This is a genomic window from Leptospira ainlahdjerensis, from assembly GCF_016919175.1.
In the GTDB taxonomy this organism is placed as follows: Bacteria; Spirochaetota; Leptospiria; order Leptospirales; family Leptospiraceae; genus Leptospira; species Leptospira ainlahdjerensis.
The window spans coordinates 146,510-158,971 of record NZ_JAFFPU010000024.1 but is presented as its reverse complement, the minus strand read 5'-3'; the positions used below and the strand labels follow the sequence as shown (position 1 = coordinate 158,971).

Here is a 12,462-nt window from a genome sequence, read left to right as displayed (position 1 = left end):
CATAATTAAAGAGATCTTTTAACTCTTGTCAATGAATTTAAAGTTGACCGGAGAAGCGGAAAACGAGAGACAAAGTTCGTTGAAACAAATTCATTTAGTCAGGCACGCAAAATCAGATTGGGAATCCGAATTCAAATCGGATCGAGAAAGACCCTTATCGGACAGAGGAAAGAAAAACGCTCGATTCCTCCGAAAGTATTTGGAGAGAATTGATTTCAAAACGGATTTGTTTTTAATATCTGATTCGAAAAGAACATTGGATACTTATAAAATTCTTACTAAAAATAAGGATGTCTCTCCCGAGACCAAAGTAACGGAAAAATTGTATGAATCCGACAGCGAAGATATTTTAGTTAAGCTCCGAGAATTGAATTCTAAATTTGAGAGTGTGGCATTGTTGGGTCATAATCCGGGAATGGAGGAAATTGCAAATCGTTTGATCCGAGGGAATGAAGACTTAGCTCTTTCGGAATCGATTCTTTTTAAGTTTCCGACTTCCGGATTTTTGAGTATACAAGTGGATATCGATTCTTGGGGAGAGATCGGCAAAGTTCCTGGAAAAATAATTCGCTTCTGGATTCCTGGATGAATAAAAAAAATTCAGACATTCTTCATCCTCGTTTTTCTCAAGAAGAAATTTTAAAAAAAGTCAACTCCTTAGCTTCCGAAATCGCAAAAGATTACAAAAAACTAAATCCGGTTTTTATCTGCGTTCTCAAAGGTGGGGTTTACTTTTTTTCGGATCTAACGAGGGCGATTCCCTTTTCCGTGGAGATCGATTTTGTTCAAGCAAAGTCATATTCGGGAACCGTTTCCACGGGAAAGATCGATTTATTAAAAGACATCAACACCGATCTTTCCGATCGTCATGTCATTCTTGTGGAAGATATTTTGGATACCGGCTTCACGTTACAATATCTTGTAAGACATATCTTTACGCGCAATCCCGCGAGTCTTGAGATCGTTACACTTCTCTTAAAGGAAAGAAAAAACATCCTTGAATTTCCGGTAAAATATGTCGGCTGGAGAATTCCGGACGAATTTGTTGTGGGTTACGGTCTTGATTTCGACGGGAAGTATAGAAATCTTCCGGATATTCACGTTTTGGAACCTGGGGATTTTTCCGTTTAAAACGATCCAGAGATGTTCTCAATTTCAAAGAACTGATTTATTTTTTTGCGAAAATCCTTCTTTGACAGCACAAAATTCTTAAAACAAGGATGAGGAAGAATGCTTCTCACCTGAATTTTAAGTTTTTATGAGATCGATAAAAAAAATGTTTTTTACGTGAGGATTCTTCTTTAATTTAGCAAGCAGAAGCTTTTTATAAGATTCTGTCGTTCGCTTATAAGAAACCAGAAAAGGAATACCGTTGATTCTTGTTTTGAACGGAGTTTGCATTTCGGGTTTCCTTAGAAAAAGAAATTAGATTTTAGGACGAACTGTAAATATGGAGCACCATTCCCTTTCTCTCTTAAATGACATTGCGTTGAGCATCATCTTTGCCACGTTTTTTTCCCATATTGCCAGAGTTACGAAACAGCCTTTGATTCTCGGCTATGTTGCAGGCGGACTTTTGCTCGGTCCTAATTTGGGTTTTGGTCTTGTCGTAAATGAAGAGAGTATCGAATTAATTTCCGAGATCGGTTTGATCCTTTTGTTATTCATCATCGGTCTTGAGATTGATCTAAAAGAATTGGCGCGGATGGGAAAGTCCATGTTTATTCTTGGGATCAGCCAATTTGTTTTTTGCGTTCTCTTCGGTTTGATTTTTTTTAAAGGGATTCTTTCTGGATACACCGGAAAGTTCGACCTCCTTTACTTTGCGATCGCGTTGGCGATCAGTTCTACGATGATCGTCGTCAAACTTCTGCACGATAAATTTGAAGTGAGTACGATCGCGGGCCGACTTACGATCGGAGTTTTGGTCCTACAAGACATCTGGGCCATTATTTTTATGGGGGTTCAACCGAATCTTCAAGATCCTCAAATTCTTAAAATCGCAAGTTCTCTTGGAATCGGTTTGGTTCTGATCGGCGTCGCTTTTTTGATCAGTAGATTTTTTCTTTCCAAGTTATTTGAAGCAGCGGCTTCGAAGCCGGAACTCATTTTGATTACTTCGATTGCTTGGTGTTTTTTACTCTGTGGATTAGCGGAGAAGGCCGGGCTTTCGAAAGAGATGGGAGCTTTGATTGCGGGAGTTAGCATCGCAGCCTTTCCATATGGAGCGGATGTGATCGCGAAACTTTCAGGAATTAGAGATTTCTTTATTACCCTTTTCTTCGTTGCCCTTGGAATGAAAATTCCAATTCCTTCGATTCAGATCATCACGGTTTCTTTAATTGCAGTGGCTTTTGTGATCGTGAGTAGAGTGATCACAGTTGCGACTCCAGTTTATTTTTCCGGTAAGGGATTGAGAGCCGGTGTTGTAACCGGTTTAAATTTGGCTCAGATCAGCGAATTCTCACTCGTGATTCTTTCTTTGGGAATGGGCTACGGACATATCAGCAAAGAATTGGAATCCACCGTTCTGACTTCGATGATTCTCGCTTCCGTCGTTTCGACTTATATCATTCTTTTTAACGATCCCATTTCGAGATTCATCTTAAGTCTGTTAGCCGGTATAGGTCTGAAAGAAAAAAAAGAGAATCGATCCGAGTCGGATCTGACCGGTCTGCCGAAACGCGACATCGTCATCTTGGGTTATTTTAGAATCGCTCAGGGGCTTCTCGAAGGAATTGAAAGAGAAAAACCCGAGTGGTTGAATCGGATTCTGATTGTGGATTTCAATCCCGTTTTTAGACAGGCCTTGGAAGCAAAAGGAATCCGTTGGGCATATGGGGATCTTGCGAATCCGGAAACACTTCATCATTTAGGAATCGAAGACGCGAGATATGTGATCTGCACGATTTCCGATATGATCCTAAAGGGGACCACCAATCGGAGGTTATTGGAATCTCTCAAAACGATCTGTCATCATACACAACCATCCATCATTCTTACGACGGACGATACGAAGGAAGCGGACGTTCTTGTCGAAAGCGGCGCCGCGCACGTTATCGTTCCGGGAAGAATCAGCGGGATGTCTCTTTTTAAAGAAATGAAAACGATTGTCGATCATTCTAAGAATGGTCATGAAAAACTAAAGGCACCAACTCAGAAAAAACCTGCGAAAAAGAAAGCCGCAGTGAAGTCTAAAGTTCGAGGCAAATGAGTGGTTCGATCACCTTGCAATAAAATCTGTACAATGGATTTCGAAACCGGATATTGCGAGGGATGTTTTCGTACAATCGAAGAAATCGGAAATTGGTCCCGCTATTCCGACTTGGAAAGGGAGAAACTTTTTTTGACAATCCAAGCCCGGAAAGATGAAATCCTTTCCAGAAAAAAATTCGCAAAAAAGGACCTCTGAGTTTTAGAATCCCCTTTCTTTTCATTTTTTTGCCGGAAACGAAGCCGTAATCATTTCGTAGGCGCGAATTTCAAATTTGGTTTCAAGGTAAAAACGACAGGATCATTCTAGTAAACAATTTTATAATTTTCTAATGTTTTTTTCGCGGCGATTTTCCAGGAAAATTTCTCCGAATTCTTTTTTCCTTTTCCGATTAGAGTTTTTATTTCCTTTGGGTTTTTCAAAAAGCGATTCAGAAGAATTTCGAGTTCTTCCGGTCGATCCGGGGAAAAATAAAGAACGCTATCTTCTAAGATTTCCGGCATAACCGTAGCGTCGGAAGAAAATACGGGACAACCGCAGGCCTGGGCTTCGATTGGAGGAAATCCAAATCCTTCGTATTTAGAAGGAAAGATTAAAACTCCTGCGGAAGAATAAAGACAACGAAGTTCTTCCAAAGAAAGCCTTTTCATCGGAAGGATTCGATTCTCATAACCTTGAACGTCCTGTTCTAGATAGTCCGGAACTTTTCCGGAGGCTCCTCCGAGAACCCAGCTCCTCTTTAGTAGTTTTGAATCCCAGAAGGACTTCAGAACATTGAGAACAAAGTTTAAATTCTTATGACCTTTTCCGATTCCGACGCTCAGTAGATAACCTTCTTCGAGTCCGTATTTTTTTAAGAACCTTTTTTTCTCTTGGGAAGAAGCCGGATAAAAAACGGTTTCGTCGATTCCATTCGGGATTACTTGGATTTCGTCTTTTGAAAAATGAAAAACGGTTTCCAAATCTTGCGCGGTATATCGGGAAACGGAAACGACTTTTTTTGAAAACGCTCGAATCCATCGAAAGACAACTTGTAAATAAATTCTTTTTGCGAAGCTCGAATGGAATTCTTTCATACGAAAAGGAATGATATCGTGAATCGTAACGATCGATTTTGAAAGATAACGAAGAGGTGCGTTAAAATGTGGGATGTCGAGAAAATCCATTTTTTTCATCAACGGATGTCCGAAAAATTCTCGAAGAGAATAAATGCCGACTTCGTAGGAGATCACTGGATAAGAATACGGAGGGTTTTTTTTTCCACGAAGAGCCGGAAGTTTTGAGCGTTCGTACTCTTCTTCAAAACCGATAAATTCACGGCAGAGAATTCCTTCTTTTTCGATGGTTTCTTTATTTCCAAAAAGATAGATCTGAAAATTCTCATCCGCGGCCAAAGGTCCGATGTATTTTAGAATTCCTCGAATTCTCATCCCGATCCCCGAATGCGCGATCATACGGGCGTCTAACCCAATCTTTACGGGATAATTTCGTTTTATTCGGAAATTCTCGGCGTTCATGAAAGGACAAATTCGCCTGCGCTGGGAAATCCGCAAGAAAATGAAAATCCGATGGAAGATTCTATAGCCTCTTTTGAGAATGGGAATGTATCTCTTTAGATTCTAAAAAAAGTCGCCGAATTCGTCAGAATGGAATCTAACAAGAGGCCCCTTATCCAATCTTGGGAAATATAACTGAAGAGAGTTTAAATTGGAAGAAGAAGTTGTAAAAATTCTAAAATCGATCGGCGAAGATCCGAATAGGGAAGGACTTCGCGACACTCCGAAAAGAGTTTCAAAAGCCTATGATTTTTTGACCTCGGGTTATCGTGCCGACATCAAGACGATCGTAAATGGAGCTATTTTCGACGAACCGACAGAAGGAATGGTTCTTGTGAGAGACATCGAAATGTATTCTCTCTGCGAACATCACCTTTTACCTTTTTACGGTAGAGCGCACGTCGCCTATCTTCCGAATAAAAAAATCATCGGGATCAGTAAAATTCCAAGAATCGTGGACGTCTTCGCGAGAAGACTTCAAGTACAAGAACGCCTTACTGAACAAATCGCATACGCGTTACAAGATGTTCTCGAACCGCAAGGGGTAGCGGTTGTTATCAAAGCAAAACACCTTTGTATGATGATGCGAGGAGTCGAAAAACAAAACTCCGAACTCTTCACTTCTTGTATGTTGGGAGCGTTCAAAGATAATATGGTGACTCGCTCCGAATTCTTAGATTTGATTCGAACCGGCTCCACCTAAGTAACGAAGGCCTCCTCTTTCAGAAATTTTTGGGAGGGGGTTTCTCAATCGGTTTTCCGCAATTTGGTAGACAGAGAAAAAAAAAGAAACATTCTTTACCGAATCTGGAGGAAGTCATGGCAAAAGAACGGATCGTTCCCCCGTCGGCAGATTTCAAAAAAAAAGCTAACCTCGGTCTCAAAGAATATAAATCGCTTTATAAAGAATCTATAGAGAACCCGAACAAGTTTTGGGGAAGAGAAGCAAACCGTCTTACTTGGTTTAAAAAGTGGACAAAGGTTCTCAGTCACGACTTTAAAAATGCAAGAGTAGAATGGTTCAAGGGCGGGAAGCTCAACGTTTCCTATAATTGTTTGGACCGTTTTATCGAAACTCCTCTTAAAAACAAAGCCGCCTTAATCTGGGAAGGAGACAGTCCTTCCGAATCTCGAGTTCTCACTTACTATGATCTGTATAGAGAAGTGAATCGTTTTGCAAACGTTTTGAAAAAATACGGAGTAAAAAAAGGGGATAGAGTTCTTGTCTATCTTCCGATGATTCCGGAGTTAGCCATTACAATTCTTGCATGTTCCCGAATCGGTGCGATTCATTCCGTTGTATTCGGAGGTTTTTCTCCGGAAGCGCTTCAGAGTAGAATCGACGACTGCAAACCGAAATTGATCGTGACCGCTGACGGTGGTTATCGCGGCGGAAAACCTGTGGAACTCAAGAAAAACGTGGACGTTGCGATCGAAACGGCTAAAGAGAAAGTAAAAGACGTCATCGTAGTTCGAAGAACCGGAAACGAATCGGGACTCGTTTGGAAAGACGGTCAAGATCACTGGTATCATTTTTTGATGAACGATCCGAACCTGCCCGATTATTGCAAACCCGAACCGATGGACGCGGAAGATCCTCTTTTTATTCTTTATACGTCGGGATCCACGGGAAAACCAAAAGGGGTCTTGCACACGACCGGAGGTTATCTTCTCGGCGCGAATCTATCCTTTCATTATGTATTCGATATCAAACCGGAAGACACGTATTGGTGTACGGCGGATATCGGATGGGTGACCGGTCATTCTTATCTGGTTTACGGTCCTCTTTCTAACGGAGCTTCTTCCGTGATGTTCGAAGGAGTTCCTTCTTATCCGGACGCGGGAAGATTTTGGGATGTGATCGACAAATACGGAGTTAACGTTTTTTATACGGCTCCGACTGCGATCCGAGCTTTGATGAGAGAAGGTCTGGACCATATCAAAAAAAGAAATCTGAGTTCTCTTCGTCTTTTAGGTTCCGTGGGAGAACCGATCAATCCGGAAGCTTGGGAATGGTATTTTAAGAATATCGGAAAGAGCAAGTGTCCGATCGTAGATACTTGGTGGCAGACCGAAACCGGATCGATTATGATCACTGCGTTACCCGGGGCGATTCCTCAAAAACCGGGATCAGCGACTTTACCGTTCTTCGGAGTTCAACCGATTCTAGTGGACAACGATGGAAAGGAACTCAACGGGAAAGGAGATGTTTCCGGAAACCTTTGTATCAAAGGGCCTTGGCCTTCGATGATGCGAGGAGTTTACGGAGATTCCAAAAGATTCTTCGATACTTATTTTTCTCAGTTCAAAGGTTATTATTTTACCGGAGACGGTGCGCGGAGAGACAAAGACGGTTATTATTGGATCACGGGACGCGTTGACGATGTGATTAACGTGTCCGGCCATAGAATCGGAAGCGCCGAAGTAGAAAGCGCTCTTGTCGAAAATAAGGCCGTCGCCGAAGCCGCAGTTGTAGGATTTCCTCACGATATCAAAGGCCAGGGAATCTATGCGTACGTGACCGTGAAAGAAGGTGTTACAACGAATGACGAACTCAAAAAAGAACTCATAGCAACCGTTGAAAAAGTGATCGGAAAGATCGCCAGACCGGATGTAATTCATTGGGCGCCGGGGCTTCCGAAAACTCGATCCGGAAAGATCATGAGAAGAATTTTGAGAAAGATCGCTTCTGCGGAATTCGAAGGGCTCGGCGATACTTCGACGCTTGCCGATCCTTCGGTTGTACAAAAGTTAATCGATGATAAGAAAGAATTCCATAGTTAAGGAAAAATAATCTGGCCGGTCCGAAAAGAATCATCTGTCTCACTGAGGAAACAACGGAGTTACTCTATCTTTTGGGAGAACAGGATCGTATCGTCGGAATCTCAGCGTATACGGTTCGTCCTCTAAAAGCAAAGTCTGAAAAGCCAAAAGTCTCAGCCTTTATCAACGGGAATATAAAGAAGATCAAAGATCTAAAACCGGATCTTGTAATCGGATTCTCCGATATCCAAGCGAGTCTCGCAAAGGATTTGATTGCGGAAGGATTGAATGTCCTCGTAACCAACCAAAGAACGATCTCTGAAATTTTAGAAACGATGCTTTTGTTTGGATCGATTGTCGGTAAGGGAAAAGAAACACAACTTCTGATCGACGGATGGAAAACAAAATTAGAAAGAGTTCAAGCGGAGAGGAGAACGGAAAAACCGCCGCGCGTATTTTTTCAAGAATGGGATGAGCCGATCATTACAGGAATTTCTTGGGTGGGAGAATTGATTGAGATTGCGGGCGGAAAGGATTGTTTCGATAATCTCAGAAATAAATCTATGGCGAAGGAAAGAATCATTTCTTCTCAAGATGTCGCCGAAAAAAATCCGGATATTTATCTCGGTTCTTGGTGCGGAAAACCCGTAAACTTCGATTGGGTTCGAACTCATCCCGATTGGCAAAAGACAAACGCGATTCGAAATCAGAAGATCTTTGAATTGGATCCTTCTATCATCCTTCAACCCGGACCTGCTCTCTTTGAAGAAGGGATTGACCAACTCGCAAAATTCATCCATTCTTAAGCGGAAAATTTTGTCTTTTCAGAAAGTCGAAACGTTTGTAAATAATCTTGTTCAAAGATTGGGTTGAGTTTCTCAATTTTTTATTTTCGGAAGAAGGCACGAGCCGAAGCAAAATCTAAAAGGAAAAGGACTTTTTTTCGCGTTCGATTTCAAGTCGGCTTCAAGTCCGTTTGAATGGATTTTTACGGGAACATTTAGTTTGTCGGAACAAATGGTCCTTTCTTTTTTTGGTTGCGAAAGAATTAAAATTATCTCCAAAAGCGAATGTAAAAAAATTGAAAACAGCAAGGATCGGGTTTTAAAAAGTCTCTTTTGATATATTCTTTTTGCTATGGATCACTACCAAAAAATCGCAACAGCCATTCAATTCATCCAAGAAAATTCCACGTCACAACCGGAATTAGAAGAGATCGCAAAATCCGTAAATCTAAGTCCGTTTCATTTTCAGAGACTTTTTACGGAATGGGCGGGAGTTAGTCCGAAACAATTCCTGCAATACCTCACGCTTCAAAATGCAAAATCGATTCTTTCCAAACCTCAATCGACCTTATTTGATGCGGCCTTTGAAACCGGACTTTCCGGAACAAGCAGACTTCATGATCTATTCGTAAAGATAGAAGGAATGACTCCCGGCGAATTCAAAAACGGAGGTGAAAAACTCACGATCCGTTATAGTTTTCAAAAAGGAATCTTCGGAGAATACTTGGTGGCTTCGACTGAAAAAGGAATTTGTAATTTATTCTTTTATGATATTCCAAAAGAAGAAATTCTTTCCGAACTTAGGGAGCAATGGGATCAAGCCGATTTGATACAAAAAGTGGACGAAAACCAGGAGCGGGTCGTTCGTTTTTTCGATAATACGTTGGATACCAAAGACAAAATTAAACTTCACTTAAAAGGAACCGATTTTCAAATCAAGGTCTGGGAAGCCCTACTCAAAATCCCGGAAGGAAACCTGTCTTCTTATTCTAAAATTGCGACTTCAATCGATCAAGAAAACGCATCGAGAGCGGTTGGTTCTGCGATCGGTAAAAACCCGATCGGGTATTTGATACCCTGTCATCGAGTGATCAAAAGCACTGGAGGAATTGGAGAATACAGATGGGGTTCCGAAAGAAAGATGGCGATGATCGGCTGGGAAGTCAGTAAATCAAATTCACTTTCCGCTTGAATCAGATCTTGGCTCTTGGGGTAGAATTTGGAATCGATCTATAATATTCATTTTCAAGCGGAAATGAATACTATAAATTACGTTTTTATCAAGAGAAAGTATTCGGAGAATTTATGAAACGTTTGTTAGGAATTTTTATTATCTTCGGACTTTTCTTTTGTAAACAAAATTCAAAAAGTTTTCAAGAGGAAACTTTGGAACCTCTCTTTGAGGCTCTCTTGATTATAAGTTATCCCTATTTGATCAATACTTGTGCAATCACTCCCGTCGGCTATTACGGTCCGATCGCTCCGATTTCACAAGGATACGGTTCTCGCGGTGCAAATGCAGTTTCTGTCGCGGCTCTTCCAAATCCGAGCGCACCCCGTAATGTCTGTGTTTACTATCCAACGGGTCAAACGACAAAAGCCCCGGTTCTTTTCCTCATGCACGGTTTTAGTTCGCCTTCCGCGGAAGCCTATTTCCCGCTGATCGATTTTTATGTTTCCAAAGGATATGTGGTAGTTTTCCCCATATATATTTCCGATAGAAGAGACCCTACCGAAAATTATAAATTTATGTTGGATGGAATCAACTTCGCTGTCGAGCAGTATGCGAATATCATCGATACGACTCGAGTCGGTTATATGGGACATTCGTACGGAGGTGGAGCAACTCCGTATCTGGCTCATCAAGGAATCGTTCAGAAAGGATGGGGAAGCAACGGCTCCTTTATTTTTCTTTTGGCGCCTTGGTATTCTTTTTCAATCAGCAATGCACAACTCGCGCAGTTTACGAATTCAACGAAAATGATCGCACAGATTTACGATAACGACGACGAAGTGGATAATCGAATGGCGATCGATATTTTTACACGAATCGGCACTGCCGCTTCGGAAAAGGATTTTCAAGTCGTTTATTCCGATACCCATAACGATTATGTTCTCAATGCGGATCATTATACGCCCATTAAGAATACCGTGATCGGACTCGGTTCTTTGGACACGTTAGACTACTTTGGGGTCTGGAGACAATTGGACGCGTTGACCGATTATAGCTTTTATAATTCCGTAATCGCAAAGGGCATTGCTTTGGGAAACGGATCAAATGATCAGAAGACGATGGGGACATATCCCGACGGACAATCCGTGAAAGTGATGAGTGTTTCCGATACGCCGGCGGCTCTGCATCCCGAAAGCTATTTCATTCATCCATTTTCCAATTCTTTGAATCCAAGATTTTAAGCGAATTGCCTAAGACCCGAACGAATCACCAATCTTCGGGAATGAAACTATGTCTTCTTATAATAAAGTTAACTATTTCGGATTTCGCCGAGTACTTTTCATTTACTTAAATGAAATTCTATAGACGATTGGTCTATGTCCAAACAGTCCATTGAATCGATCCGCAAAAAGGGAGAAACCCTTACCTATTATTCGAGAATAGGAATTATGGTCATGATGCTTATCTCTCTTGCATCGAGCGTTAAAACGTTACATCCTCAGATTCTGATCAATCATAGTTTTGCCGCAGGTTTTATGTGCGTTTATACGCTCATCGGCTTTGCTTTGTATAAAAAATATAATATAAGTCCGCTTGCGCATAAGATTTTTATCATATTTGATACGCTTCTTTTGAGCGGGACGATTTTAGTCGACGGGATGGTTTCAGCGGAAATCATAGCTCCCGTTCTAAAAAACGCAATTCTATATTCGGTGTATTATTTTATCATCGCCTATTCAGGCTTACTTGGAAGCCCTCGATTTGTTTTGGTCACTGGTTTGTTTTGTGCGGTCGGATATTCGATTGGTTTGGTCAACGCGACCTTTCACGGACTACAATTTTCGGAAAACAATACGATCAACACGGCGCCCGGTTTTATGAAATTGAGTTCCGAAATAACGAAAATTATTTTTATGTTTGCCGTCAGTTTTATCCTGTATCGTTTGATGGACTTGTTCGACAATCTTTATCGCGAGGCGGCTTCTTACTTTAAAGAAAACAAAGACTTTCTCTCCCGTTTGGAAAACAATCGTAAGGTCATCCATTCTTCTGCAGAAACTTTGGAAATTTCAGTTTCTAATTTTTCGGAGTTTACGAGTTTAACAAGTTCTAAGATGGAATCGCAAGCGGCGTCTTTAGAGGAAGTGAACGCAGTTATCACTTCTCTCTCTAAGTCTTCGGAAAACAATGTGGATTCGATCCGGACTCAGAACGAAAATCTGATCGAGCTGAATCGGAAATCCCAAACTCTTCTCGAAATCATAACTAAAATTTCGCAACTATCTAAGAATTTGGAAATCAGCGCAAACGAAAGTAAAATCGAAATGCAAACGGTTAAGAATTCGGTGGAAAAGACGGACACGTTTTTGAAGAATATCTCGAATTCGTTTCAAAGGGTCGATGAAATCAATCGTATCTTGGGAGAAATTGCCGATAAAACAAATCTTCTTTCCTTAAACGCATCGATCGAGGCCGCAAGGGCCGGAGCGGCCGGAAGAGGATTTTCGGTTGTCGCGCAAGAAGTAAGTAAGCTTGCAGAATTCACCGCTTCCAATGCAAAGATGATTTCCAAAGTTGTTCATGATTCGCTTCAGTTTATCGAAGAAGCAAATCATTCCTCAAGAGATACTGGATTGTTGACCGAAGGTCAAAGTCTTAAGATCAATGGAACAGTTTCTAGTATCGAAGAAATGACTCGCTTGTATGAAAAAGGTACGGCAATCGTTCAAGACTTTGCTCGGAATTTAAGCAAAGTGAAAAATCTTTCGGATGAACTCTTTCACTCCACACACGAGCAGATGGTAGGACAAAAAGAAATGATGAAAGCGATGTTTGCCCTCGAAAAAGAGATCAACGAGATTACTCGTGAATCGGGCAAGATTCAAGACGGCGTCTTGAGTATCAAGTCCCAATCAAAAGACTTGAAGGCGCTGAGTGTCGTTTGAGTTCTTTATCGATTTCAGAATGAGA

11 protein-coding genes are annotated in these 12,462 nt (G+C 41.3%); 10 read left to right on the top strand and 1 reads right to left on the bottom strand.

Translation table 11 applies throughout. From position 1 onward, the window contains the following. Positions 1 to 43: 43 nt before the first annotated feature. The 4 genes from JWG45_RS05970 (at position 44) to JWG45_RS05955 (ending at position 3,412) form a co-directional block, all read left to right on the top strand. Positions 44 to 589, top strand: coding sequence for a SixA phosphatase family protein (locus JWG45_RS05970; RefSeq protein WP_205278967.1), 546 nt, complete (start codon positions 44 to 46; stop codon positions 587 to 589). Further along, on the top strand, positions 586 to 1,131 hold the full coding sequence (gene hpt / locus JWG45_RS05965; protein WP_205278846.1) for a hypoxanthine phosphoribosyltransferase: 546 nt from the start codon (positions 586 to 588) through the stop codon (positions 1,129 to 1,131). The genes JWG45_RS05970 and hpt overlap by 4 nt, the downstream gene beginning before the upstream one ends. Positions 1,132 to 1,450: 319 nt before the next feature. Next, the gene (locus JWG45_RS05960) at positions 1,451 to 3,214 is read left to right on the top strand and encodes a cation:proton antiporter (protein ID WP_205278845.1); all 1,764 of its coding nucleotides are present in this window, start codon (positions 1,451 to 1,453) and stop codon (positions 3,212 to 3,214) included. After that, a complete protein-coding gene (locus JWG45_RS05955; RefSeq protein ID WP_205278844.1) occupies positions 3,215 to 3,412 on the top strand; it encodes a DUF1289 domain-containing protein in 198 nt (65 codons plus the stop codon). A gap of 107 nt (positions 3,413 to 3,519) precedes the next feature. Here the strand turns inward: JWG45_RS05955 and JWG45_RS05950 are convergent, their stop codons facing one another. Then, positions 3,520 to 4,731, bottom strand: a complete 1,212-nt coding sequence (locus JWG45_RS05950) for a glycosyltransferase family 4 protein (RefSeq protein ID WP_205278843.1) — start codon at positions 4,729 to 4,731, stop codon at positions 3,520 to 3,522. Between the two features lie 190 nt (positions 4,732 to 4,921). Between JWG45_RS05950 and folE the strand changes: the two genes are divergently transcribed. The 6 genes from folE to JWG45_RS05920 all read left to right on the top strand — a co-directional run bounded on the left by folE (position 4,922) and on the right by JWG45_RS05920 (position 12,437). After that, positions 4,922 to 5,473: a GTP cyclohydrolase I FolE gene (gene folE, locus JWG45_RS05945; protein WP_205278842.1), complete on the top strand. Its 552-nt coding sequence runs from the start codon at positions 4,922 to 4,924 to the stop codon at positions 5,471 to 5,473. 116 nt (positions 5,474 to 5,589) lie between these two features. Next, positions 5,590 to 7,554: an acetate--CoA ligase gene (gene acs, locus JWG45_RS05940; protein WP_205278841.1), complete on the top strand. Its 1,965-nt coding sequence runs from the start codon at positions 5,590 to 5,592 to the stop codon at positions 7,552 to 7,554. Positions 7,555 to 7,565: 11 nt separating this feature from the next. Continuing rightward, positions 7,566 to 8,339: a cobalamin-binding protein gene (locus JWG45_RS05935; protein WP_205278966.1), complete on the top strand. Its 774-nt coding sequence runs from the start codon at positions 7,566 to 7,568 to the stop codon at positions 8,337 to 8,339. 331 nt (positions 8,340 to 8,670) lie between these two features. After that, a complete protein-coding gene (locus JWG45_RS05930; RefSeq protein WP_205278840.1) occupies positions 8,671 to 9,510 on the top strand; it encodes a bifunctional helix-turn-helix domain-containing protein/methylated-DNA--[protein]-cysteine S-methyltransferase in 840 nt (279 codons plus the stop codon). Positions 9,511 to 9,623: 113 nt separating this feature from the next. Next, on the top strand, positions 9,624 to 10,733 hold the full coding sequence (locus JWG45_RS05925; RefSeq protein ID WP_205278839.1) for a poly(ethylene terephthalate) hydrolase family protein: 1,110 nt from the start codon (positions 9,624 to 9,626) through the stop codon (positions 10,731 to 10,733). 135 nt (positions 10,734 to 10,868) lie between these two features. After that, the gene (locus JWG45_RS05920) at positions 10,869 to 12,437 is read left to right on the top strand and encodes a methyl-accepting chemotaxis protein (RefSeq protein ID WP_205278838.1); all 1,569 of its coding nucleotides are present in this window, start codon (positions 10,869 to 10,871) and stop codon (positions 12,435 to 12,437) included. Positions 12,438 to 12,462 lie beyond the last annotated feature (25 nt).

Bases quoted from the DNA above. Each gene is read 5' to 3' on its own strand.
- hpt (WP_205278846.1), top strand. From the start codon at position 586: ATGAATAAAAAAAATTCAGACATTCTTCATCCTCGTTTTTCTCAAGAA.
- JWG45_RS05960 (WP_205278845.1), top strand. From the start codon at position 1,451: ATGGAGCACCATTCCCTTTCTCTCTTAAATGACATTGCGTTGAGCATC.
- JWG45_RS05950 (WP_205278843.1), bottom strand. From the start codon at position 4,731: ATGAACGCCGAGAATTTCCGAATAAAACGAAATTATCCCGTAAAGATT.
- acs (WP_205278841.1), top strand. From the start codon at position 5,590: ATGGCAAAAGAACGGATCGTTCCCCCGTCGGCAGATTTCAAAAAAAAA.
- JWG45_RS05930 (WP_205278840.1), top strand. From the start codon at position 8,671: ATGGATCACTACCAAAAAATCGCAACAGCCATTCAATTCATCCAAGAA.
- JWG45_RS05925 (WP_205278839.1), top strand. From the start codon at position 9,624: ATGAAACGTTTGTTAGGAATTTTTATTATCTTCGGACTTTTCTTTTGT.
- JWG45_RS05920 (WP_205278838.1), top strand. From the start codon at position 10,869: ATGTCCAAACAGTCCATTGAATCGATCCGCAAAAAGGGAGAAACCCTT.